We start from the raw sequence: 24317 nt of genomic DNA, 5'->3' as shown, positions 1-24317 counted from the left end.
GCATGGATATCGCACGTCTGTCGATCAACCGCCCGATCTATACTTGGATCATCATGCTGATCTGTCTTTTGGGCGGCATCTGGGGCTTTGCAACCCTTGGCCGCCTCGAAGACCCGGCTTTTACCATTAAAACCGCCGTGGTCGTGACCCAATACCCCGGTGCCTCTGCCGAGGAGGTGGCGCTAGAGGTCACCGAACCGCTGGAATCGCAAATCCAGAAGATGTCCGAGATCAAGGACATTCAATCCATGAACCAGCCCGGTCTGTCGTGGATCACGGTCAATATGCAGGACACCTTTGACGGGTCCGAATTGCCGGAAATCTGGACCAAACTGCGCAACCGCGTGAACGAGGCCGCCATGCCGAGCGGGGCGACGCAGCCCTATGTGAACGACGGTTTCGGCGACGTTTACGGGCTTTACTACGCCGTCACCGCCGAGGGCTACTCCGATGCCGAGGTGAACGAGCTGTCCACCTATCTGCGGCGCGAATTGCTGCTGGTCGATGGCGTGTCGGATGTGGCGCTCTCGGGCGTGCCTAATGAGGTGATCTATGTCGAGCCGCAGCTTGCGCTGAGCACCACGCTTGGCATCCCACCCACGGCAATCGTCGGCGCGGTATCCAGCGCCAATGAGATCGTCGACGGGGGCGCCATTCAAGACGCAGACGGGCGCACTTTGATCCAGCGGCCCGAAGGATCTGACAGCGTGTCTGAGATTGCGGCGCTGTCGGTGGGGGTGGGCGGTCAGGTCATCAACCTTGCCGATGTGACCAATATCTACCGCACCCGCGAAGCCGACCCTGATCTGGTGATCCGCCACAATGGGCAGGAGGCCTTTACCGTCGGTGTTGCCGGGATCGCGACCGAGAACATCGTCGACATCGGCAAACGGGTCGACGACAAGCTCGCGCAGCTGCGCGAAACGCTGCCCTTGGGCATCTCGATTGAATCGATCTACCGCCAGCACACGGTCGTCGAAGAGGCGTCAAACGCCTTTTTGCTAAACCTTGCCATGTCCGTTGCCATCGTGGTGGCCGTGCTGGCCGTCTTCATGGGCTGGCGCGCGGCGATCGTGGTGGGCTCCACCTTGTTGCTGACGGTGGTGGGGACGCTCTTTTTCATGGCACTCGGCGCGATTGAGATGGAGCGTATCTCGCTCGGGGCGTTGATCATCGCGATGGGGATGCTTGTCGACAACGCCATCGTTGTGGCCGAGGGGATGCAAATCTCGATGCAGCAGGGCAAAAGCTCTCGCGATGCGGCGACCGAGGCGGCAAGCAAGACACAGATCCCGCTTCTGGGGGCGACGGTCATCGGGATCATGGCCTTTGCCGGGATCGGCTTAAGCCCTGATGCGACGGGCGAATTCCTGTTCTCACTCTTTGCCGTTATCGCGATCTCGCTGCTGCTCTCTTGGCTCTTGGCCATCACCGCGACGCCGCTTTTGGGGCATTACTTTTTCAAACGCGGGGCCGAAGGCGGGGCTGGCGGCTATGACGGGGCGATCTTCAAAGGCTATGCCGCCGTGCTGCGCGCCTCGCTCAAGCTGCGTTGGCTGGTGATCGTGGCGCTGATTGCCGGGACGGCGGTGTGCTATGCCCTCTTTGGGCAGATCAAGCAGCAGTTCTTCCCCGACAGCAACACACCGCTGTACTTCGTGCATTACAAACTGCCGCAGGGGTCGTCGATCCACCAGACCTCCAACGATCTGGCCGTGCTCGAAGACTGGCTGGTCGCGCGGGACAATGTTGAGGACGTGACCTCTTACGCAGGGCAGGGGGCGGCGCGTTTCATGCTGACCTATCAGGCCGAAGACCCCAACCCCAGCTATGGGCATCTGATCGTTCGGGTCGCCTCGCTTGACGTGATCCAAAATGAGATGGAGGCGCTGGAGGCATTCGCCATCGATGCGGTCCCGCAAGGAGAGTTCCGAGCCAAGCGTCTGGCTTTCGGCCCCGGCGGCGGTGCCCCGATTGAGGTGCGCTTCTCAGGCCGGAATCCCAATGTCCTGCGTGATCTGGCGGATGAGGCCATGGCGCGGATGCAGGCGGCATCGGACAATATCATCACCCCGCGGCAGGATTGGCGCGAGCGTGAATTGGTGCTGCGTCCGATCTATGCCGAGGAACGTGCACAGGACGCGGGCATCTCTCGGACCGAGATCACGGAGACCCTGAAGTTCGCCACCGAAGGCACCAGCGGCGGCACCTTCCGCGAGCGGGATCGTCAGATCCCCATCGTGATCCGCGCCCCGCAGGATGCCGATCTGGCGCTGACGGACCATGTTCTTTACGAGTCGAACACCAACGCGCTGATCCCGATGGAGCAGGTAATCGACGGTTTCCGCTTCGAGCCGCAGGACACGCTGCTCTACCGCCGCGACCGGGCCGATGTGATCACCGTGGGGGCCGATATCCCGCGCGGTGTCACGGCGGCACAGGTGCAGGCCGAGGTACAGGAAACCATCGAAGCGATGGAAATCCCCGAAGGCTATGCCATGGAATGGGGCGGCGAGTTGGAAAGCGCGGGCGAGGCGCAGGCCGCTTTGGGCAAACAGTTGCCCTTCAGCATTATCATCATGGTGCTGATCTCGGTCCTGCTGTTCAACGCGCTGAAACAGCCGATCATCATTTGGCTTTTGGTGCCGATGGCGGTGAACGGCGTCAGCCTTGCGCTGCTCGGGACGGGGTTGCCGTTTACCTTCACCGCGCTTCTGGGCCTGTTGTCGCTCTCGGGGATGTTGATCAAGAATGGCATCGTGCTGGTGGAAGAAATCGACCTTACCCGTGCTGCCGATCCGACGTTGGAATTGAAGGACGCCATCGTGCTTGCGTCGACCTCGCGTTTGCGTCCGGTTTTCCTTGCCGCGGCGACGACCATTCTGGGGATGCTGCCGCTGTTGTCGGATGCCTTCTTTCAGTCCATGGCGGCAACGATCATGGGCGGGCTGGCCTTTGCCTCGGTCTTGACCCTGATTGCGGCACCGGTGCTCTACTTCATCTTCTTCAAGCGCAGCGCCGCGCGGGAAGCTGAGGCTGCGCGCGCGGCCTAGCGGGGTGTGTCGCAGCAATACGAAGGGCGCGCCCGGTCACTCCGGGCGCGCCCTTGGGCGTACCGGCGGGTGGTAAAAATTCCGCGCCGCCGTGCAATCCTTCCTTGGTTTCGCAAAAATGCCAGCTACCTTACCATTTTCAAACGGCGCGTCGCCGTGTCTGGCCATTGTTTCAAGGAGTTCTCCGCCCATGGGTCCCCGCATTCTTTCTACCGCTGCCGCCGCTGGTCTTGCCGCCGCTCTGGCCTCTGCCGCCTCTGCCGAGATCACCGTTTCGTCCAAGATCGACACCGAAGGCGGTCTCTTGGGCAATGTCATCGCACTGGCGCTCGAAGATGCGGGCCTGCCGGTTGAACGCCGTCTGCAACTGGGCGGCACACAGGTGGTACGCGAAGCGATCCTGTCGGATCAGATCGACATTTACCCAGAATACACCGGCAACGCGGCCTTCTTCTTTAACGAAGCGGAAAGCGATGTCTGGAAAGATGCGGCCAAGGCCCATGCCCGGGCCAAGGAATTGGACGGCGGTGAGAATAACGTCACATGGCTCGATTCCGCCCCGGCCAACAACACTTGGGCCATCGCCGTGACCGGCCCGCTGGCCGAGGAAAACAACCTCACCACCATGTCCGATTTCGGCGCATGGGTGGCCGAGGGCGGTGAGGTGAAGCTTGCCGCCTCGACCGAGTTCGTGTCCTCCCCGGCCGTGCTGCCCGCGATGCAAGAGACCTATGGTTTCTCGTTGACCCAAGACCAGACCGTGATCCTGTCGGGCGGTGACACGGCGGCGACCATTCAGGCGGCGGCGCGTGGCACATCGGGTGTGAACGCGGCGATGGTCTATGGCACCGATGGCGGTGTCGGTGCGACCGGCCTTGTGGTGATGGAAGACGACAAGGGCGTGCAGCCTGTTTATGAGCCCGCGCCCATCGTCCGCGCCGAGGTGCTGGAGGAATACCCCCAGATCGCCGAGGTGCTGAACCCGATCTTCGCCGGGCTCGACATGGCGACCCTGCAAAAGCTTAACGGTCGCATTCAGGTCGGCGGGGAGCCAGCCGAGGCCGTGGCCCGCGCTTATCTGACCGAGACCGGGGTGCTGGACTGATCTCCGCCACGCGGACTTTGACCGGCCCGGGCGCAGGGTTTTCTGCGCCGGGGCTTTTGTTCGCCGTGCTGGGCGCGGCGGCGCTGTTGACCCCCTTCATGACGCTGGCGGCCAACCGCATCGTTGCGGGCGATGGGGTGATGGCATGGCGCGTGGCCGACCTGCCGGTGGTGCTGCCCGGCCTTGCCGCGATTGGTGCAGGGCTTGTCATGGGGCTGCCTGCGGGCCGAAACGCGCTGCGCATTGGCGGTGCGATTTTGGGCTTGGGCGGGCTGCTTTGGCTGCTGACCCAAGGCGCGTCCGGCCTGCTGGCCGAAGCTGGTGAATATGCGCGCGTTTCGCCCTCAGTTGGGTTTTGGTGCCTGCTCATCGTCTTCATGCTGCTCATAGCCGATGCGCTGGCCGCGATGGCGCCAGGGCCGCTGATGCGTGGTGGCGTGCTGGCGGCAGTGCTTGCGATGCTTGGGGTGATCCTGTGGTCGGGGGCGCTGTCGGACCTGTCGGTCATGCAGGAATACGCCAGCCGTGCGGATGCTTTTGGGCGGGAATTCTTGCGTCATCTCGGGCTGGCCTTCGGCTCGCTTGCCGCCGCAGCGGTAATTGGCTTCCCGCTTGGGGTGCTGTGCCACCGCCTTGCCAGTCTGCGCGGTGCCACTTTGCCGGTGCTGAGCTTTTTGCAAACCATCCCTTCGCTTGCCATGTTCGGCTTGATGATCCCGATCCTCAGCTGGGTTGGGGCGAACTTGCCCGGCGCGCGGGCGCTTGGCATTGCGGGCATCGGCTTTGCGCCCGCCTTTCTCGCACTGGTGCTTTATTCGCTGCTGCCCGTGGTCGGCAACACGGTTGCGGGGCTCGCATCCGCCCCGCCTGCGGCGCTTGAGGCCGCGCGAGGCATGGGGATGACGCCGCTGCAGCGTCTGTTGCGGGTAGAGTTGCCGCTGGGCTTGCCGATCATCCTGACCGGGCTGCGCATTGTATTGGTGCAGAACATCGGGCTGGCGGTCATCGCCGGGCTGATCGGCGGCGGCGGGTTCGGCACGTTCGTCTTCCAAGGGCTGAACCAGACCGCGACCGATCTGATCCTGCTGGGTGCTTTGCCGACGGTGGTGCTGGCGCTTACGGCAGCCATCGTGATGGACATATTGGTCGAACTGACCCGCAAGACCCCAAAGGACAGCACATGATCGAGATCGACCGCATTACCAAGACCTATGGCGATATCCGGGCGGTGGATTCCGTGTCGATGACGGTGGAGACGGGCACGATCACGGTGATCGTCGGCACCTCTGGGTCAGGGAAAACGACGCTTTTGCGGATGATCAATCGGTTGGAGGAGCCGACCTCGGGGGAGGTACGGATCAACGGGGAGTCCACCCTTTCGGTCAAGCCGCATATCCTGCGGCGGCGGATTGGCTATGCCATCCAAGGGCACGGGCTGTTCCCGCACCATACGGTGGGGCGCAACATCGGCGCGGTGCCGCAACTGCTGGGCTGGCCGCGCGACAAGATCGCGGCGCGGGTGGATGAACTGCTGGCGCTATTCTCGATGGACCCTGCGCAATTCCGCGACCGCTATCCGGCGGAACTGTCGGGCGGGCAGCAACAGCGTGTCGGTGTGGCGCGGGCCTTGGCCTCGCGGCCCGATCTTTTGTTGATGGACGAACCCTTTGGCGCGCTGGACCCGATCATTCGCACCCGCGCGCAAGAAGACCTGCGGCACATCCAGCAGCGGCTTGGCTCGACCATCATGTTGGTTACCCATGACATGGAAGAGGCGATCCGGCTCGGTGACCGGGTGGCGGTGATGGACGGGGGGCATCTGGTGCAGCACGGCACCCCCGCCGAGATCATCGCCGATCCTGCGACGGATTTCGTCGCGGATATGGTCGGCGATGTGGAGCGGCCCTTGCGCCTGCTCTCTCTGATCCCCGTGGCTGATTTGGTCGAAGAAGGCACCGCCGAGGGCATACCGCTGGCTGCCGACGCCAGCCTGCGCGACGCGCTCTCGGCCTGTCTGTGGTCGGGGCGTGGGGCGGTGCCGGTCGCGAGAGATGGCGTGCCATTGGGCCGCGTGACGCTGGATGCGATCCGCGCGCGGGCCGGACAGCACGCATGAGGATCGGGTGGATCCTGCGGCCCTTTTTGGTGGCAGTATTGCTGGCTTTGGTCCTGCGGCCTGAGTGGTTCACGCCGCTGCTTGCGCCCTTGGCGCCGGCTAATGGTCCGGTGATCTACACGCGCGCCTCGCTTTTGTCGCTCTCGCTGAGCCATCTGGCGCTGGTCGCGATGGCCTCGGCTGCGGCGACGGTGGTGGCGGTGACGTTGGCGATCCTTGTGACCCGGCCTGCGGGCGCGGCGTTCCGCCCGCTGTCTCGCACCATCACCAACATGGGGCAGACCTTTCCGCCCGTCGCGGTTCTGGCGCTGGCCGTTCCCGCTTTGGGCTTTGGCGCCGGGCCAACGCTGGTGGCGCTCTTTCTTTATGGGCTTCTCCCGATTTTTGAGAACGCGGTGACGGGGCTGACCAATCTGCCGCCCGCAACGATGGAGGCCGCGCGCGGCATCGGGCTGAGCCGTTGGCAACGGCTCTGGCGGGTGGAACTGCCGCTTGCCCTGCCGGTGACGCTGACGGGCATCCGGCTGTCGGTGGTCATCGCACTTGGCACGGCGACCATCGGCTCGACCGTGGCGGCGCGGACCTTGGGTGAGGTGATCATCGCGGGGCTGCTGACGAATAACACCGCTTTCGTGGTGCAAGGCGGGCTGGCGGTGGGGCTGTTTGCGGTGCTGATCTATGACGCGATGGTGCAGCTTGAAACGCGGCTGGCGCGGCGCATGGGCGGCTGAGGCTCAGCCCCCGTTCGCGGCGATGATCTGCTCGGCCAAGTCTACCAGATCGTCCGAGAGGTAATGCGGCTGCGGCACGTTTTCGGCCTCGATCAGGTTGTTGTTGGGGCGGGTCAGGAACGCCCCCTTACAGCCCGCCGCCTGCGCGCCGATGGTGTCCCACAGATGGCAGGCCACCATGCAAAGGTCATCGGTCTGTAGGTCCAATGCATCGGCCACCATCTGGTAGGTTGCCGGATGGGGTTTGAATTTTTCCACCTCATCAACGCTAAAGCTGCGGTCGAAGAAGTCAGCGATGCCGGCTTTCTCCAAAGGTGTCGGCGCGGGAGAGGGGGGCGAGTTGGTCAGCGTGACCAGCCGGAAACCTGCTTCGCGCAGCTTGCGCAGGGCGGGGGCGACATCCGGATGGGCGGGCATGGAGCCGATGAGAGATTTTAACTCGGCCACGTCCTCATCACTGATCGTCACGCCCTTGTTTGCGCCGACCATCTGCAAGACACCCCCCGCCAGCGCACCGAAGGGGGCATAGCGTCCCGAGAGGGTCATGGTCTGGGAATAGAGGATCAACTCGGCAAACCATTCGCGCAGGACCGAGGCGTCGCCGAACACCCGCGCGAACAGCGGCTCAAGCGTCGTGATGTCGAGCAGGGTTTCGTTCACGTCGAAGACGATTGTAGAGACGGGCTTTTGATCGGGCATGGGGGTCCTTCCTGTCACGGCGGGCGATGCGCCCGGTCATTGTGAAGAAACCCCCAGCCCTGTCAAAAGGTTTCAGACCCCCAAGCGGTCGCGCAGCCCGTACCACCATGAACCCATCACCGAATAGGGCACGCGCAACATGCGCCCGCCGGGGAAGGGGAACCACGGCACATTGGCGAAGACATCAAAGCGGGTGAGGTCGCCGTCGATCGCCTCCGAAAGGATGCGCCCGAAGGTATGCGATCCGGTCACGCCGTGGCCGCTGTAGCCATGGGCGAAATAGGTGTTGTCTCCGATCCGGCCCATCTGCGGAACACGGCTGAAGGACAGGGCAAAATTGCCGCTCCAGGCATAGTCGATCTTCACGTCTTTGAGTTGGGGGAAGACCTTGTCCATGTTGCGCTTGAGCTTGGCCTTGATGTCGCGCGGGTCTGCGCCGCCATAGACGGTGCCGCCCCCGAAAAGCATGCGTTTGTCGCCCGACAGTCGGTAATAATCGAGGATATAGCGGATGTCTTCGACGCAGGCATCGGTGGGCAGCAGCGCGTGGGCTTGTGCCTCGCTCAGCGGTTCGGTTGCCATGACTTGGGTCGAGACGGGCATCACGCGCGGGGTCAGCGTGGGCACCACATGGCCAAGGTAGGCATTGCCGCAGAGCACCAGCGTTTTGCAGGTCATTGTGCCCTTGGCGGTTCTGACCACGGGGCGTGGGGCATCGTGATCGACATCCGTCACGGGGGACATCTCATAGATCGTGCCGCCGTTTTTCTCAAACGCCGCCGCCTCACCGAGGGCGAGGTTGAGCGGGTGCATATGGCCGCCCGAATGGTCGATCAGCCCGCCTTCATAGAGGTCGGAATTGATGTGGGCGCGCAACTGGTCCTTGTCCAGCATCTCTTGATTGTCGATGCCGTAGCTTTGCCAGAGCTTCTGCCGCTCTTCCAACTCGCGCATATGCGCAGGCGTGAGCCCGGTGAAGATGTTCTTTTCCTTGAGGTCGCATTTGATGTCATAGGTGCGGACCCGCTCGCGGATGATCTCGCCACCTTCTTGCACCAACCCGGCTACGAAAGTCGCCGTGTCCTGACCATAGCGGCGCTTGATCGTTTGCAGGCTGGCGTTCAGCCCGTTGACGATCTGCCCGCCGTTGCGCCCCGAGGCCCCCCAGCCGACGCGCGCGCCTTCGATGATGGCGACTTTATAGCCCTTTTCGGCCAAATGCAGGCCCGTCGACAGCCCGCTGTAGCCCGCGCCGACGATGCAAACGTCGATCTGGTGATCGCCCCGCAATTCTGGGCGCTCAGGCGAGGGATTGGCCGAGGCCGCGTAGTAGCTTGACGTATGGCTGCCGTCACCGGCGTAGGGGGGACGAGACATCAGACGATCTCCAGATAGGTATCATATTCGAAATGGGTCACTTGCCGCGCGAATTTGCGCAGCTCTTGGGTTTTGCATTCGACCATCATGGTCTGCAACCGCGATGAGAAAATGCCGGGAACATCCGGCCCTTTGCGGAAGGCATCAATCGCCGTGGCCCAGTCGAGCGGCAGGTTGTCGAGCTTCATCGTATAGGCGTCGCCAGTGATCGGGGCGACGGGCTGCATGTCTTGCTCGATCCCCAAAAGCGCGCCGCCCAAGATGCTGGTCAGTACCAGATAGGGGTTCGCATCGGCCCCGGCGACGCGGTGTTCGATGCGCCGTGCCTTGGCATCTCCGCCGGGGATGCGGATCGCGGCGGTGCGGTTCTCGTAGCCCCACGCGACATTGGTCGGCGCATGGGCACCCGGCAGCAAGCGGCGATAGGAGTTTTCATGCGGCGCGAAGGTCAGCGTGTTTTGCTGCATCGTTGCCAGCAGACCGGCCACGGCGTTGAGCATCAGGGCCGTGCCCTCATCCCCGCCATTGTCGAAGACGTTAACGCCGTTTTCGTCCACCAGCGAGAAATGCACGTGAAAGCCACTGCCCGCCAGATCGCCATAGGGTTTGGCCATGAAGGTTGCGGCAAAGCCGTGTTTGCGGGCGATGCCGCGCACCAGCCGTTTGAACAGCACCGCGTCATCAGCCGCGCGCAGCGGGTCATCCACATGGCGCATGTTGATCTCGAACTGGCCCGCCCCATTTTCCGAGATCGCCGCATCTGCCGGGATGCCCTGCAATTCGCAGGCGTCATAGACCTCGTTCAGGAACTCATCGAAGTGCTGCAACTCGTCCAGCGACAGTGCGCCGTCGGAATCCAGCCGCTTGCCAGTCACCGGAGAGCAGGGCGCCTGCGGGTGATCCTCGGACGGATCAACGAGGTAGAACTCCAACTCGGTCGCAACCACGGGGGTGAGACCACGTGCCTTGAACTTGGCCGCCACTTCGGCCAGCGCCCGGCGCGGATCGCCGGGGAAGGGGGCGCCGTTTTCCTGACGCATCCAGAGCATCGCAAGCGCGGTCGGGCGCGAGGTCCATGTGATGGGCATCAAGGGGCGGCCCGTGAAATCACAAAGGCCATCGGAATCCCCGGTCTCAAACACCAGTTCGCTGTTTTCGACATCTTCGCCCCAGATATCCATGCCAACGATGGACAGGGGCATGCGCAGCCCGCCTTCGACAACCTTGGAGACTTGATCCGCTGGCACCCGCTTGCCGCGCATGGTGCCGTTAAGGTCGCAGACACAGGCAAAGATGGATTCGATTTCGGGATGTTGCGCCAGCCAGGCTTCGGCTTTGCTCTGAGACATGGGGTTCCTTTCGATATCGAACCTGAAAATGTGATACCATTTAGGGAAACGTCATACCACTATTCGCTTGTCTGTCAATCGCCCCGGAGCGTATGGTCAGCGGCGAAAGACCAAAGGCGGCCCGATGACCGACACCGAAAACGACGCGCTCAACATTCCCGAAATCCCAGAGATTCCGGGCGGGACGACGCAGGAATATGTCTATGAGCGGCTGCGCAATGCGATCATGCTTGGCGCGATCACGCCCGGCACCTCGCTGACCATGCGCGGCATTGCAGAGCGTCTTGGCCTCAGCCCGACCCCGGTGCGCGAGGCAGTGCGGCGGCTGAGTTCGGAACACGCCATCCAGATCAAGGACAACCGCCGCCTGACCGTGCCGCTGATGACCTCTGACCGGTTCGAGGAACTGGTCGCCCTGCGCATCGCGGTCGAGACCCACGCCGCCCTGCGCGCCTTGCCCTATATCTCGGACATCGTGATCGACAGGCTGACCGAGATTGACGGCAGCATGGATCGGTTTGTGGCGGAACGGGACTCGGACCAACTGACGCTGCAGAACCAAGCCTTTCACCGGATGCTGTATTCGGTGAACCCGGCGCAGGCGTCCTTGCCGATGATCGAAAGCATCTGGCTGCAACTCGGCCCCTTTCAGCGGCAGGTCATCACTGAGGTGGCGGAATACTATCAGATTGACCGACATAAAGAGGTGTTAGCGGCACTTTCCGCACGCGATGGCGCAGCGCTGAGCGCGGCGATTGCCAATGACATCGTCGACGGGGTGCTCGACACGGGCCGCAAGCTGCTGGCGGCAGAGGCTGACGGGGAAGCGGGCCAGATCTAGGTCCAGAGCGGCGTCTGGCCTTTGATCTATGAATTCCTTGGGTGATCAGGCTAGAACTGCGCCGAACGATGCGGGAACGATGGGGGCTGGGGCGCGACATGCAAAGACATAGCATCGGGGGCAGGGGGGTACAGTCGCTCTGCGCGGTTTTGGTCGTCCTGCTGTCGGCCTGCGCGCCGCGCCCGGGCGGAGAGACTTTGACCGTCGTGCCGGCAGACGGCTCCGCGCGGTCTTTGGCGATCACCGTGGCCTCTACCCGAGGCCGCGACGCGCAGTCGGGGCATTATACCGATGCCCGGGCCCGTGGGCTCAATTATGAGCGGTTTACCATCGCCATCCCGCCAAATCATGAGGCCAGCAAGATCGAATGGCCTGACGAAGACCCCGACCCGAGCCGCAGCTTTGCGGTGACGGCGCGTGATCCCCTGCGCGGGCTAGATATCCGCCGATCAGGGCGGGCGCGGCAGGATGTGATGGTCTTTGTCCATGGCTACAACCAGACCTTTCCCGAATCGCTGTTCCGTTTGGCGCAGGTGGCGGCAGACGGGCATCTGCCCGAACAGCCGATCCTGTTTGCTTGGCCCTCTGCCGGAACAGTGGTGGGCTATGTCGCCGACAAAGACGCAGCGGCCTATTCGCGCGATGAACTGGTCGCCATGCTCGGCACCCTCGCCGCCGATCCCGATGTGGGGAAGATCACGCTTTTCGGTCACAGCATGGGCGGCTGGCTGGTGGCCGAGGCGCTGCGGCAATTGCGCCTGTCGGGGCAAGATGAGGTGATCGCACGGCTGAGCGATGTCGTGCTTGCGGCCCCCGACATCGACGTGGATGTCTTTCGCAAACAGATTGAGGTGATCGGGCCGCTTGATCCACCCATGGCCATCCTCGTCGCGCCGGATGATCGGGCGCTGCGCATCTCGGCGGGTCTTGCCGGGGCGCGGCCTCGGATCGGGCGGACCAACGCCAGCACGCCTGCGGTGCAGGCGCTGGCCAAACGCTATGGTGTTTTGCTGGTCGATATCTCGGCCATTGGCGCGGTGGATGGCACCCATCACAACCGCTTTGCGTCTCTCGTGCAGTTGATGCCGGAAGGGGGCGATAGGCTGGCGGAGGCCCGGGCACAGGTCGGTGCCTTCATCCTTGATCCCGTCTCGGCCACGCTGGTCGCGCTGTCGCGCTAAGGCGGGCGGCTTGCACTTGGCCCGCGCCGCGCAGTATGGGGGCGCGAGCCACCACGAAAGACCGATTTCCCCAGCCCGAGCGGAGCCAGCCCCATGACCATCACCCATCTCGTCACCCATTCGGGCGGCTTTCACGCGGATGAGCTTTTGTCCTCCGTCATTCTGACGCGGCTCTACCCGGAAGCGACGCTGCTGCGCAGCCGTGACGCCCAGTGGATCACGCCGGGCGCGGGGCGGATCATCTATGACGTAGGCCGCGATTATGACGCCGAGGCGTTGATCTTTGACCACCACCAGCGCCCCGGCCCGCTGCGCGAAGATGGCCAGCCTTTCAGCTCTTTCGGGCTGATTTGGCAGCACTATGGCCGCGACTATCTGCGCAGCTTTGACCTGCCCGAGGCCGACCTTGAGGATATTCACCGCAGCTTCGACCAAGGTTTCGTGCTGCCGGTTGACCTGATCGACAATGGCGCGCTTGAGCCGTCGGTGGCGGGGCAGCTGGCAGGCATGACCCTGCCGGTGCTGTTGGAGACACTAAAACCGGTTTTCGATGAACGGGGCGAGGGTGCCGACGACCGCGCGTTCATGGCCGCTTTACCAGTTGCCCGCGCCTTTGTCGAAGCCGCGATCAAAGGCAAGGCCGCCAAACGCCGGGCCGAGTCGATGGTGATGCAGGCCATTGAGGCGGCAGGCAGCGGGCGCGTGTTGGAACTGCCGACGGGCATGCCCTTCCGCTCGGCTGTGGAAAAGGCCGGAGCGGACCATTTGCTTTTCGTTGTGCACCCGCGTGGGGACGATTGGGCTCTGACCACGATCCGCAAAAGCGGCGATGGTTTCGAGGCCCGCGCCGATCTGCCCGAAGCTTGGGCCGGGCTAACGGATGCCGAATTGGAGGCTGCAAGCGGCGTGCCGGGGGCAAAATTCTGCCATAACGCGCGCTTCATCGCCGTGGCGGCAACCCGAGAGGCAGCGCTGCGCATGGCCGAACTGGCGGTCGCGGAAGCCAGCTAAGGCCGAGGCCCCAAAAAGCCCCGGCAGAGGTCACATATAGGCGTCGGAGGTCAGGAAAAACATCGTTTCGCTGACCTGTATCTCATGGGCGAAAGTCCATGTCGGCGCGTGGCGCTGGTAGCGGTCGGAGGCCATGAGCGCGCGAAAGCCCTCTGCGGTCCCCGGCCCCCATGCACCGTCGATGGCCCCCGTGTAATAGCCTTCGTGTTTGAGGCTGTTTTGCACCATCCGGCGCGCGCCCAGATCGCGGCTTTGAAACAGGGTCTGCACCTCGGCAAGGGTCACCTCCGCCGATTGCGCGTAGAGCGGGCTGACACGCAATGACGCAGCACCGATAGCGGCGGCGGTGAAAAATCCTCTTCGCTTCATCGTAATTCCTCTCAAACTATACCGAAGCCGAAATACGAACTCATCGGCCTCGGCGCCCCTCCCCGGGGCGGCATATACAATGCGGTTTTGATGGAATCGAATTGCGGTTTTTTCTTGTCCGATATTCGCTATTTAGGGGAATTTTCGGAAATAGTTCCCGTAAATGGGTAGACCCGCTAGCGCTGATCGTCGAGCCAGATCGACAGGAATCCTTCGGCTTGGGCAGCCGTTTCGGCTTCTTGCAAAGCCTGCTTGCGGGCCTCGGCGCGGCGGTTGCGGATCAGGTCAATGCGCTTGGCCTCGGCGAAGAGCCCGTTCAGCCTGTCGTGGATGCCCGCGCTATCGGCGCGCAGCCGCTCGGCCTCGGCCTCTTTGCGGTGGATCGTTTCCGAGACGTTGCGGATGAAGGCCGAGACCACGCGCGTCGATTCCACGGCATCGGGGTCGCCACGATCGTTGAGCTGCTCCATCAGACTGTGCCGTTCGTTTTCGATCTGGGTCAGGGCGCGGTTCACCTCGGCCATCTCCAGCGCCACATTTTCCATCTCGAAGCGTTTGAGCCGCGACAATACGGCCAGCCCGTCGCCGCGCCGCGGTTTCACGGCTTGGCGCCCTGCGACAGAACAATGAGCCGCTCGCGCATCCGTTCCAGCACCTCAGGATCAAGCAGCGGCAGTCCCGCCATCGGGGGAACATGGCCGATCACCCCGTGCCGACGCATGGAATTGGGCAGGCGGGCTTCTGCTTCGGCGGCCTTGTCGACCTTTTCTGCGCCCTTTTCGTCGTCCGTGCTGGCAGCCAGCCCCGGCCCGGCAAGAAGCGCGACGAGCGCGATCAGGGGCAGGGGCAGGGCGCGCATCATACCGCGGGCAGTTCGCGCTGCGAGGCCTCCACGGCGGAGAAGTTCGGCTGTTTCGTCGTGGGGATGTTGCCGCGGCCCAATTCGATGCAGATGCCGGGGGGGTGGCCCGCCACGATGGCCACGATCACGTCGCGGATCACGGTATATATCGCGCCGTCTTCCTCTTCGATCTGCTCCAACCGGCCCGCGATGGGCTGTACCATGCAGTAGGCAAGGAAGACCCCAAGGAAGGTGCCCACCAAGGCCCCGCCGATCATCGCGCCAAGGATCTCTGGCGGCTTGTCGATTGAGGACATGGTTTTGATTACCCCCAGCACCGCCGCGACGATGCCGATGGCTGGCAGCCCGTCGGCCATGCTCTGGATCGCGCTGGCAGAGACGAGCAATTCATGGTGGTGCTTCTTGATCTTGCGGTTCAACACGTCTTCCATTTGAAAACGGTCGTCGAATTGCATCGACATCATGCGGAAGCTGTCGGCGATGAGGTCGGTCAGAAAATGGTCTTTCATCAGCTTGGGGTAGCGTTGAAAGATCGGGCTGGCCTCGGGGTTTTCGATATGCTCGTCCATCGCGACAATGCCCTTGGTCTTATAAAGACGCGCCAGCTCGAACATCAGCGCCAGCAGATCGTTGTAATCCGCCGCCTTCCAACGCGGCCCCTTGATCACGCGCATCACGCCGACCAGCGATGACTTCACCACCGAGAAGGAGTTGGCGATCACGAAAGCCCCGAGAGAGGCGCCGCCGATCATCATGCCTTCATAGGGAAGGGCGTGCAGGACGATGTCCATATTGCCCCCTGACAGCATGAAGCCGCCAAAGACCAGACCGAAGACCATTACAAGACCAAGCAAGAGTGTCATTGCTGCACACGCCTCCAAAAAGAAACTATTCTTACTTTATCCTTGAGTGAATGGGTCTATACAAGTATTATCTAGGAAAGAACTTGGGTTTCTATGATGAATAGTGGTTTTTCGGTCAAAGAAGAGTTGAGGAATGATGTCGACGCTCTGCAAGAGCCCGACGCCTTCGCCTATTTCGTCGACCCCTCTGAACTTTCAGTGCTCGTGCAGGGCTGGCCCGAAGAGATGCGGCTGCTGCTTTGCATGGATGCGGGTGGCCTTTGTGAGTTCGTGGTCTTTCACAATGACGAAGAGCACGCGGTTTTCGACCGGGTTGCGGATATCCTTGATCGTCCCGTGGGCAGCTTTGCCGTCAGCCCTGAAGTTGAGGGGCATCCCTGCCGTAGGTTGTTGTTTTCTGAGGAAAACGCGCTGTTGAAGGCAATTCAGGAAAGCAAAACACTGGAAGAAACAGCGGCGGATTACCTGATCAACTACAACTTCGCCCGCGAAGAGGGCTTGGATTTCGACGAGCTGATGCGCCAGCGCCCCGAGTTGGAGCAGTTCCAGCGCGTCAGCACCAACAAGATCTTTCCTATCGGCACCCGCAAGCGCCGCAAGCTGCGCACGGGCCCGCCCGAAGGTTATATGCCCTCCGCCGAGGTGCAGCCGGGTGAGTGTTTCTACGTGCGCCTTGAAATGTGGCTCGCCGGGGGGAGGATGCGAATCGCGGCCAGCCCGGAAAAGCCGCTGCCCATGGTGCCGACCTTGGTGCGTGACATTGCGTTCCGTGACGATTTTGCATCGGTCTACATTCCCCGCGACACGCTCGCGGCGGAGTGGCGGCCCAAGGATAACATGGTGATCGACATCCCGGCCGAGCTTTTCCCCGCCGGGTTCAGCGACAGTTGTGAGCGGCGCGAAGTGAAGGTCGCGGTCATGCCCCGCGGTATCTTTGTCGAATTCGGCGCACCGATTGACGTGCCCCAGGCACCCGAGCCTGAGTTGCTCGACCTCGCGACGTTGACACCGCAGCCGCCCGCTCCGCGCAAGAGCCTGTGGAAGTCGCTGCATATCCCGCTGATCGCGGTGGCAGGGCTGGGGGTGACCGGTCTGTTCAGCACGATCATTGCGCAGACGACGGGGAATGACGTGGCCCCCGATCCGGCCCCGAAAAGCGCGATTTTCAAAACCGTCGCGCAGATGGAGCCGTGATGCATTCTGCACAATATGGCGGAAAAGTGCTTGCCAATGCTTGCGCGGGTTCCAAATACAATTCGAATCGTGATAAGAATAAACGGCAAAGAATTATTTATCTTTGCTGCGTCCCTTGCGAAGCGCTTCTTGAATGCTTCGCGAACCTTGCAGAAGGCAAGATTAACTTAACAAGGAAGTTGCTTCATGCCTAATGTACCCCCCAAGCAGAATCTAAGCGATACCGCGATTGCGACCATCGTTTCGGGTTTCGCCAGCCGCAGCGACGTGACGATCGACGATATCTTGACCTTGGTCGAACGTCTGCGCGCCACCCCGGCTGATGCCCCTGCCACCGCATTGGCCAATATCCCCGCCGCCGTTGCGCCCATCGCGCCCAAGGCCCAAGGCATGACTGCCGCGCCGGGTGAGCAACCGATGACCGATGACACGATCTTTTGCCTGTGCTGCGGCAAGGGGTTCAAAATGCTCAAGCGTCACCTCGGGGCCGAACATGGGCTGACCGAAGCGGAATACCGCGTGATGTTCAGCCTGCCCGCCGACGCGCCGCTGGTCGCGCCGAGCTACTCCAAGCGCAAGGCCGAATACGCGAAACGCGCCGGGCTGGGCAAATACAGCCGCGACAAGTCGGACAACAACGCAGAGCTTTCCTGATCTGGCCCCGGGCCCGATCTTGCGTAGTCGGGAGGCCGTGTGATGGCTGACAAAAAGAACGCGATGATCATCATCAAGCGCTACGACGCGGAGGGCGGCCATGCCCACCACGGCGGCGGTTGGAAGGTGGCCTATGCGGACTTCATGACCGCGATGATGGCGTTTTTTCTGCTGCTGTGGATCCTCGCCGCCTCGGATGAGGAAAAACTGCGCGGTCTGGCCAATTACTTTACGCCGACGGTGTCGGATGGGGGCTCCTCATCGGATGCGGCGGCGGACCTGCGTCCGCTGATGGCCGCCGGGGTGATGACCGGCGCGGTCGACAACACCGGCAATGTGCAAAAGCCGACCTTTGGCCGGGACAACCCGATGATGGTTTTCGACAGCCGGCTGCGCGACAAACCGGCGGCAGTGGTCGTGGAATATGCCGAAGCGCCCGAGCCCGCAGCAGCCGCCGATCCCGCCACATTGGCCGCGATTGAGGAATCCGAGCGCCGCCAGTCCGAGATTGACCGCATGGCCGAAGACATCGCTGAGCGGATCACATCGGATAGCGCGCTGAATGATCTGGCGCGCAATGTCCGGTTGGAGAAATCGAACGGGGCGCTGACGGTTCAGGTGCTGGATCAGGACGAACGGTCGCTCTTTGCACGGGGCAGTGCTGATGTGACGCCCAAGACCCGTGAATTGCTGCTGGCCATCGGTGATGTGATCGCCGATCAGAACCAGCCGGTTGAGATCGTGGGCCATACCGATGCCGCCGCCTTTGGCGCGAACAACGGCTACACAAACTGGGAATTGTCGGCGGATCGTGCCAACGCCACGCGTCGCACGTTGATGGCCGCAGGCATCGCTGGCGCGCGCTTCATGCGGGTTTCCGGTGTGGCCGACACACAACCGATCAACACAATCGATCCCTTGGCTTCGGAAAATCGCCGCATCTCGATTCGCTTGGTGTACCAGGCCGAGTAGCCCTTGTTTTCAAGGCTCTATCGGCACGGTTGTGCGCAATTCAAGCCTCGGCAAAAGTGCGACATCCCTGCCGCTGATTCCCAAAAATAATATCCGGTCTTGAAAAATTGTTGACGGTCAAGGTCTTGCGATCTAGACCTAAAGCAATAAACGAGCACCGGGCACCTAAAAAACTTTTAAAAAACGCCCGGATAAACCATGGACAGAACGTCCTGAACGAGGCGGAAATGCAGGTAAACTCACTTATAGGTGGCATCTGGAAGGGTGCCTGCCACATGGATTCATCGGCCGATGGCCGTCATTTCAACATGCTGATCCGGGCGCTTATTCCGGTTCAAGCTTCGGTCTTTGAGATGCAGGATTGGGCCGGTCACCCGGTGGCAATGCCTGATTGCATCGAACCGATCCCGGGCATCTGCCTTGGCGATATCCTTGCCGAAGAACTCGACGCCGATGTGCCTTATGGCTCGCTCGTCGTCATTCGCAAAAGCGACAATTTCACCAATATCTCCCAAGCCGCCGGTGCGCTGGTGGGCGAAGTCTTGATCGGGATCATCGGGCGCGGACTGTTCCCGATGATGGACGAAGACAGCGTTCTGCATGCATTGGGTCAGGCATATCATCACGCGGCAGAGGCGGATGAGCTGCTCAAGCTGGGGCTTGAGCCTGCGGCCTTCCGCATGGGGCTGAGCGCGGTTCTGGGGCAGTACTGGGGCCGTCCGGTCGACAGTCACTCGGTCTTTGCAGCACAGCCCGCCGAGAGCGCGCAGATTTCGCTGCGGGCCCTGACCGGCACGGAGACACCCGTGACCCTCAATCAGTGGACTTTGCGGTTGAAAGCCCTTGTTGAAGGCCGCAGCGCGCGCCGCGCCTTCGAAGATCAGCGCGGAAACGTGCGGATCTCCTGATCCCAAAAGGGCCTTCGGATTCCCTTGCGAAGGCCCAAGTTGGAGGACGCGAAATGATTGCTCAGCTTCAGGTAGCACCTGCGGTGCAGACAGCCGCAGGTCTCGGGCAGCCGTCCCAAAAAGGGGCGGCCGAAGGCTTTGCTGCGCTGATGCAGGGCATGGCGGGCCAAGAGGCTGCGTCAGAGCCGCAAGTTCAGGGCATGCAAACCCCCTTGCCGGAAACAGACACCGCCGAGGATGCGCTGCCCGAGGGGATCAACCTTGAGACGGCAGAGGGGCTGATGGCCCTGATGGATCGCACCATCGCGGGGCTGGAGGAGACCGACAACCCGGTCACCCCAAAGGCCGCACTCGCCGCATTTGCCGAAGCCTTGGGCGCGGCGCCGCCCGACAGCGTCGGCGCGTTGGAAGCGGTGGCCCAGTTTGACGACCCCAGCCTTGAGGCCGCGCTGGAAGAAAAACTTGGCCGTGCCATGCGCATCCCGACGCCGACCAGCCAGCTTAGCATCGCGTCGGCGGTGGTGCCGGTCGTCGGGCGGATCGCCATCGTTAAGGGGCAGGCCTTAGGGATGGCCGAAGGGGCAGCGCCGGCTTTGCAAATTGATGGTATCGTCGGTCAAGTGGCCGCCAAGCCGGTAACCTCGGGCGACACGCAGGTCCTGCGGTTGACGCCTGCTTCGACTACAGAAATGGGCGCCGCGCCCACCGCGCCCACCGCGCCCGTTGCGGCTGCTGAGTCCGCCGCCCCCGTTGCGGCTGCCGAGGCCAGTACAATTTCCGCCGCGCAGGTGGACTTGAGCGCGGAAGCCGCAGATCCCCGCATCACCGCCGCCGCCGACAGGTTCAGCGCCTCTGTCGATGCCGCCAAGGCGCCCCAGCCCGGCACGAATGCCCCGGCAGCCGAGGCCGCGCTGCGCGAAGTCGCCGCTTTGACCGCGCCGCAGGCCCCGCAGAGTGAGGGGCTTCGCCTCAGCCCGCCACAGCCGACACCCGCGCCCGCGCCGAACCCCGCCGCCGCGCCTGATGAGCAACTGCGCCAGCATGTCAGCCAGCAGATCCGCGGCCTCGACACCGCCGACAACAAGCTGCGCTTCTCGCTCTCGCCCTACGGCATGGGCGAGATCGAGATCGAAGTCGTGCGCAGCGAGACGGGCCGCATGCAGATCGCCATGACCACCGAAAGCGCCTCGGTGCTGAACATGTTGCGGCAAGACCGCGAACAACTGCTGGATGCGCTGCAGTCGCGCGGCATCAGCGCCGATAACGCCGACCTTGATTTCCAGACCTTCGACGACCGGGGCCGCAACGGCGGGCAGCAGCAGGGGCCAGAGTTCACCCAAAGAGCAGTGCAGGCCGATGACGCGCCGGGCAGTGACGCCCAGCCCTTGGCCCAAACCCCCAGCTCAAACTTGAGCGCCGGGCAGTTGGATATCCTCACCTGAAAGGCGAGACCATGATTGACGCGACCACAGCAAGCACCCTGAGCACCGCCAACACCTCGGCGGCGGCGACCTCTTCGGCTGAGCTTCAAGAGAGCTACAACAGCTTTCTGACTCTGCTGACGGCGCAGATTTCAAACCAAGACCCGCTGAACCCGGTGGATTCGACGCAGTTCGTTTCGCAACTGGCGCAATTGACCCAAGTCGAGCAGAGCATCGCTACCAACGCGAGCCTTGAGCAGATCAGCACGATGCTTTCCACCGTCGGCGCGATGTCGGACCTGCAATTGATCGGGCGCGACGTGCTTGTCCCCTCGACCCAAGTGCGCATGACCGAAGATGAATTCCCGCTGAGCTATCAGCTCAATGCCGGGGCGGAGGATGTGACCGTCCGCATCTATTCCCAAGACGGCAGCCTGATCCGCGAGATGCCCGGCCCCTCTACCGCAGAGGGGGAGGTGATTGACGTGGATTGGAACCGCCTCGATTCAGTGGGCCTGCCGGTGCCGCCCGATACTTTCCGGGTTGAGATCACGGCGACGGATGCCGCTGGCAATGACGTGGGGGGGACCCCGTTGACCCGGTCCGAGGTGACGCGGGTGAACTTCACTGCCTTGGGGCCGGAGTTGGAGTTAGATAACGGGGAATCCGTGCTGTCGAACGTGGTGCGATCGGTTCTGTAAACCTTCGGCGCGGCGCGGGTCAGAGCCGCGCCACATCCTGTTTGTAGAGCGATACGAACATCACATCGTCGACGCCCTTATGCTCTTTGCTGATCAGATCGCGCAGCAGCCGCGAGAGGGCTTCGCTGTCAATCGCCACCCCGCGCAGCACAGCGCTTTCGGCGGCGAGGTTCATCGCCTGCAAAAGGGAATCGCGCATCCGCGTCGCATCCTCGACCCGGCGGTAGCGTTCGGCCAATTCCAGTGTTCCCATCTTCAGCGCGAAATCCGCCACGATATAAGAGACGCTGTTGGTCTTCTCCACCGGGATCGTCATCTGACCAAGCCGCACCACGGTGCGGTCCTTGGCCAGTTCATAGCTGTCCATCGGCGCTTGGGCTTCATCCTTGGCGGATGCCTCACCATGGGCGTCTTTCTCGGGGGTATGGGCTGCGTCTTTTGCCGCCTCATCCGCGCCATGGGGGGCGTTTTCATCAATCTCTGTTCCCGCCGCTTCGGCTGGGGCAGGGGCAAGGGCCAGACCGGCGCCATAGCCTGCACCCATGCAAAGCAAGGGGAGTGCTACGAATGCGATTGCTGCCTTTTTCATGTTCGACCTTTCCTGAGCTTTCGTCAGGTTTAACGGTCGATTGCGACGGCAATGGTCTCACTTTGTGACCAAGTCAGGAATTAATAGGGCAGGATCACATCCATCGCATCTTCGCCGTAACTGCGCTCTTGGGCGCGCGAAAGCGTGCCGCGACCGCCATAGGCGATGCGGGCTTCGGCGATCTTGTCGTAAGAGATGGTGTTGTCGTCACGGATGTCGGCAGGGCGCACGATCCCGGCCATGCGCAGCTCACGCAGCTCTTGATTCACCATGATTTCTTGGCGTCCCGCGACCACAAGCGTGCCGTTGGGCAATTTGTCGATGACCAAGGCGGCCACTTTAAGCTCGATCTGTTCGTTGCGCGAAATGGCGCCAGAGCCGCTTGCCTCGGAGGCCGAGCCGATCTCGACGACATCGCCGCTCGGGAGGTCGGCTGCGCTGATTCCGGGCAGAATTGCGGCAATTTTCGCGCCATAGCCAAAGAATGTCGGGAAACCGATGGAGCTTGCGCCCTCGCGTTCGCGGTCGGTGGAGTTGCGCAATTGCGCGCGGTCGTCGATTGAGATCACGACCGTGACGATATCACCGATATCATCGGCGCGCTGGTCCGCAAACAACGCTTCGCTGCGGGCCGAGAAGAGCGAGGCTTTGGCGCTGCCGCGGCGTGGCGGCTCCATCGCGACGGCGGGCATCGGCACTTGAACGCGGGCCACTTCAGGGATGGTTTGCCCATCCACCACGATCGGCGAGGGCTGCGGATCGCGGTCGAAGTGATCTGCGGTATCACAGGCGGTCAGGGCAAGGGCCGCGCCCAACATCAAGACAGAGGGGCGCGCGAAAGCGGTGGTCATCGAATGATCTCCACGGTCCCTTCGCCGGTGGCGATGCCGGTGACCGTTTTGTTGCTGACAAGGTTCACGATACGGATTTCCTGCCCCTCATGCGCATCATCAAGTGCGCGCCCCGGAGAGGAGAGGGCCAAAAGCCCGTCGCTGAAATAGATATCCACCCGTTCGCCTCGGTTGATGACCAGCGGGTGAATGATGGATTGCGTTTGAATCGGGCGGCCCGGCGTCAAGACGCGGCGCACCTGTTTGCCGACGACCTCTTCCATATCCGTCACCACATAGGTGCCGATGCGGCCCACGGGCAGGCGCATGACGGTCAGGTCGTCTTCCATGATGATATCATCGGGCAGCAGGCGCGTGACGGGGACAGGGACCGGCATGGTCACAAGGGCATAGCCGCCGATGCGCTGCACCTCGCCCGTCTCAAGCACCGCATTCGCCAGAAACTTGCCGCTGCGCGGGTCCATCCAGAACTCTGCCAGCGTCAACACGGCGTCAGCTGGGGCGTCCTTGACGGTGATCTCGAACTCGCCGTCTTGCGGCAGGCTGTCGGCGTAATCCGTGCGCGCGCGTTCCTCGACCAACACGCCGATGGGGGCCGAGAGAGCAGGGCCCGTCAGCACCATCAGGCCAAGGAAGAGGGCGGCGAGCCGTTTCATTAGCGGATTTGGTTCGCAGCCGAGAGCATCTGGTCTGCGGTCTCGATTGACTTGGAGTTCATCTCATAGGCGCGCTGCGCCGAGATCAGATCGGTAATCTGTTGGATGACATTCACGTTGGACGCCTCAAGATAGCCCTGACGGATCATCCCCGCGCCCGGATCACCAGGGTTCACCACCTGCGCTTCGCCCGAGGCTTCGGTTGCCAGCAGGAAGTTGTTGCCCACCGGGCGCATCCCCGGCTCGTTGACAAAGGTGGTCAGGCTGAACTGGCCCAGCTCCACCGGCACGGGATCGTTTTCGACATAGGCCATCACGACGCCCTGTTCGTTGATTTCGACCGCTGTGGTGTTTTCGGGCACGACCATGCCCGGCTCGACGCGGTAGCCCTGCATCGTGACGATCTCCCCCTCGGGGGAAAGCTGGAACGACCCGTCGCGGGTATAAGCGGTGCCGCCATCGGGCAGCGTGACCGAGAAATACCCACGCCCGTCGATGGCGACGTTAAGCTGGTTCTCGGTGGCAACCATGCCGCCTTGAGTATTCAGCCGCACGGTGCCTGCGGTCTGCACGCCCATGCCGATATCGATGCCCACGGGGCGGGTCGATCCGGCCTCGGAAGTGACGGCGCCCTCGCGCTGTATGGATTGATAGATCAGATCCTGAAAGGCGGCGCGGCTGGCTTTGAACCCGGTGGTGTTCGCGTTGGCGATGTTGTTCGAGATCACATCGACATTGGTCTGCTGCGCCATCATGCCGGTTGCGGCGATGCTAAGTGCCTTCATTGTCTCGTTCCTTCCGTTTCACGGATGTC

25 protein-coding genes are annotated in these 24317 nt (G+C 62.5%); 14 read left to right on the top strand and 11 right to left on the bottom strand.

The features are described from left to right. Positions 1-2: 2 nt before the first annotated feature. The 5 genes from R1T45_RS18600 to R1T45_RS18580 all read left to right on the top strand — a co-directional run bounded on the left by R1T45_RS18600 (position 3) and on the right by R1T45_RS18580 (position 7005). Positions 3-3053, top strand: a complete 3051-nt coding sequence (locus R1T45_RS18600; RefSeq protein WP_317389862.1) for an efflux RND transporter permease subunit — start codon at positions 3-5, stop codon at positions 3051-3053. A 190-nt stretch (positions 3054-3243) separates the two neighbouring features. Further along, on the top strand, positions 3244-4158 hold the full coding sequence (locus tag R1T45_RS18595) for an ABC transporter substrate-binding protein (protein ID WP_317389861.1): 915 nt from the start codon (positions 3244-3246) through the stop codon (positions 4156-4158). Positions 4159-4175: 17 nt separating this feature from the next. Then, a complete protein-coding gene (locus R1T45_RS18590) occupies positions 4176-5342 on the top strand; it encodes an ABC transporter permease (RefSeq protein ID WP_317389860.1) in 1167 nt (388 codons plus the stop codon). Then, a complete protein-coding gene (locus tag R1T45_RS18585) occupies positions 5339-6274 on the top strand; it encodes an ABC transporter ATP-binding protein (RefSeq protein ID WP_067935691.1) in 936 nt (311 codons plus the stop codon). The genes R1T45_RS18590 and R1T45_RS18585 overlap by 4 nt, the downstream gene beginning before the upstream one ends. After that, complete coding sequence (locus tag R1T45_RS18580; RefSeq protein ID WP_120350400.1) at positions 6271-7005, top strand: ABC transporter permease; 735 nt, start codon at positions 6271-6273, stop codon at positions 7003-7005. The genes R1T45_RS18585 and R1T45_RS18580 overlap by 4 nt, the downstream gene beginning before the upstream one ends. A 3-nt stretch (positions 7006-7008) precedes the next feature. Here R1T45_RS18580 and R1T45_RS18575 read toward each other — a convergent pair whose 3' ends face one another. The 3 genes from R1T45_RS18575 to R1T45_RS18565 form a co-directional block, all read right to left on the bottom strand. After that, entirely contained in the window at positions 7009-7704 is a 696-nt protein-coding gene (locus R1T45_RS18575) for a haloacid dehalogenase type II (RefSeq protein ID WP_317389859.1), read from the bottom strand. Between the two features lie 72 nt (positions 7705-7776). After that, a complete protein-coding gene (locus R1T45_RS18570) occupies positions 7777-9081 on the bottom strand; it encodes an FAD-binding oxidoreductase (protein WP_317389858.1) in 1305 nt (434 codons plus the stop codon). Continuing rightward, positions 9081-10430 (bottom strand): glutamine synthetase family protein, encoded by a 1350-nt coding sequence (locus R1T45_RS18565; protein ID WP_120350403.1) that lies wholly within the window; start codon positions 10428-10430, stop codon positions 9081-9083. The genes R1T45_RS18570 and R1T45_RS18565 overlap by 1 nt, the downstream gene beginning before the upstream one ends. A 124-nt stretch (positions 10431-10554) precedes the next feature. Between R1T45_RS18565 and R1T45_RS18560 the strand changes: the two genes are divergently transcribed. The 3 genes from R1T45_RS18560 (at position 10555) to R1T45_RS18550 (ending at position 13463) form a co-directional block, all read left to right on the top strand. Beyond that, on the top strand, positions 10555-11271 hold the full coding sequence (locus tag R1T45_RS18560) for a GntR family transcriptional regulator (RefSeq protein WP_317389857.1): 717 nt from the start codon (positions 10555-10557) through the stop codon (positions 11269-11271). Between the two features lie 98 nt (positions 11272-11369). Further along, a complete protein-coding gene (locus R1T45_RS18555) occupies positions 11370-12452 on the top strand; it encodes an alpha/beta hydrolase (RefSeq protein WP_317389856.1) in 1083 nt (360 codons plus the stop codon). A 93-nt stretch (positions 12453-12545) separates the two neighbouring features. Continuing rightward, positions 12546-13463, top strand: a complete 918-nt coding sequence (locus R1T45_RS18550) for an MYG1 family protein (RefSeq protein ID WP_317389855.1) — start codon at positions 12546-12548, stop codon at positions 13461-13463. Between the two features lie 30 nt (positions 13464-13493). On the opposite strand, the gene R1T45_RS18545 is transcribed toward R1T45_RS18550, so the two are convergent. From R1T45_RS18545 to motA, 4 genes are all read right to left on the bottom strand, one after another. Then, positions 13494-13832, bottom strand: coding sequence for a peptidoglycan-binding domain-containing protein (locus R1T45_RS18545; protein ID WP_132444995.1), 339 nt, complete (start codon positions 13830-13832; stop codon positions 13494-13496). 176 nt (positions 13833-14008) lie between these two features. Further along, positions 14009-14434 (bottom strand): hypothetical protein, encoded by a 426-nt coding sequence (locus R1T45_RS18540; RefSeq protein ID WP_067629259.1) that lies wholly within the window; start codon positions 14432-14434, stop codon positions 14009-14011. Then, positions 14431-14694 (bottom strand): hypothetical protein, encoded by a 264-nt coding sequence (locus R1T45_RS18535; RefSeq protein WP_317389854.1) that lies wholly within the window; start codon positions 14692-14694, stop codon positions 14431-14433. Before R1T45_RS18535 ends, R1T45_RS18540 begins: the two co-directional genes overlap by 4 nt. Next, the gene (motA, locus tag R1T45_RS18530; RefSeq protein ID WP_317389853.1) at positions 14691-15557 is read right to left on the bottom strand and encodes a flagellar motor stator protein MotA; all 867 of its coding nucleotides are present in this window, start codon (positions 15555-15557) and stop codon (positions 14691-14693) included. The genes R1T45_RS18535 and motA overlap by 4 nt, the downstream gene beginning before the upstream one ends. A gap of 93 nt (positions 15558-15650) precedes the next feature. Here motA and R1T45_RS18525 point away from each other — a divergent pair, with 93 nt between their 5' ends. From R1T45_RS18525 to R1T45_RS18500, 6 genes are all read left to right on the top strand, one after another. After that, the gene (locus tag R1T45_RS18525; RefSeq protein ID WP_317389852.1) at positions 15651-16751 is read left to right on the top strand and encodes a hypothetical protein; all 1101 of its coding nucleotides are present in this window, start codon (positions 15651-15653) and stop codon (positions 16749-16751) included. A gap of 186 nt (positions 16752-16937) precedes the next feature. Then, positions 16938-17405, top strand: coding sequence for a MucR family transcriptional regulator (locus tag R1T45_RS18520; protein ID WP_120350411.1), 468 nt, complete (start codon positions 16938-16940; stop codon positions 17403-17405). 42 nt (positions 17406-17447) lie between these two features. After that, positions 17448-18377 carry a flagellar motor protein MotB gene (locus R1T45_RS18515; RefSeq protein WP_067938892.1) on the top strand — a complete coding sequence of 310 codons (930 nt, stop codon included), beginning with the start codon at positions 17448-17450 and terminating at the stop codon, positions 18375-18377. A 275-nt stretch (positions 18378-18652) separates the two neighbouring features. After that, positions 18653-19285 (top strand): hypothetical protein, encoded by a 633-nt coding sequence (locus R1T45_RS18510; RefSeq protein ID WP_067938894.1) that lies wholly within the window; start codon positions 18653-18655, stop codon positions 19283-19285. A gap of 53 nt (positions 19286-19338) precedes the next feature. Next, positions 19339-20727, top strand: a complete 1389-nt coding sequence (locus R1T45_RS18505) for a flagellar hook-length control protein FliK (RefSeq protein WP_317389851.1) — start codon at positions 19339-19341, stop codon at positions 20725-20727. Between the two features lie 11 nt (positions 20728-20738). Further along, a complete protein-coding gene (locus tag R1T45_RS18500) occupies positions 20739-21407 on the top strand; it encodes a flagellar hook assembly protein FlgD (protein ID WP_317389850.1) in 669 nt (222 codons plus the stop codon). Positions 21408-21426: 19 nt separating this feature from the next. On the opposite strand, the gene R1T45_RS18495 is transcribed toward R1T45_RS18500, so the two are convergent. The 4 genes from R1T45_RS18495 to flgG all read right to left on the bottom strand — a co-directional run bounded on the left by R1T45_RS18495 (position 21427) and on the right by flgG (position 24288). Then, on the bottom strand, positions 21427-21996 hold the full coding sequence (locus R1T45_RS18495; protein ID WP_067629242.1) for a hypothetical protein: 570 nt from the start codon (positions 21994-21996) through the stop codon (positions 21427-21429). A gap of 80 nt (positions 21997-22076) precedes the next feature. Next, positions 22077-22847, bottom strand: a complete 771-nt coding sequence (locus R1T45_RS18490; RefSeq protein ID WP_120350413.1) for a flagellar basal body L-ring protein FlgH — start codon at positions 22845-22847, stop codon at positions 22077-22079. After that, entirely contained in the window at positions 22844-23503 is a 660-nt protein-coding gene (gene flgA / locus R1T45_RS18485; RefSeq protein ID WP_317389849.1) for a flagellar basal body P-ring formation chaperone FlgA, read from the bottom strand. Before flgA ends, R1T45_RS18490 begins: the two co-directional genes overlap by 4 nt. Continuing rightward, positions 23503-24288 (bottom strand): flagellar basal-body rod protein FlgG, encoded by a 786-nt coding sequence (flgG, locus tag R1T45_RS18480; RefSeq protein WP_317389848.1) that lies wholly within the window; start codon positions 24286-24288, stop codon positions 23503-23505. Before flgG ends, flgA begins: the two co-directional genes overlap by 1 nt. Positions 24289-24317 lie beyond the last annotated feature (29 nt).

The sequence above is a fragment of the Sulfitobacter sp. LC.270.F.C4 genome (assembly GCF_032922545.1).
Taxonomy (GTDB): domain Bacteria; phylum Pseudomonadota; class Alphaproteobacteria; order Rhodobacterales; family Rhodobacteraceae; genus Sulfitobacter; species Sulfitobacter profundi.
Note: the sequence above shows the minus strand (reverse complement) of the source record. Positions and strands in the feature narration are given on the sequence as shown.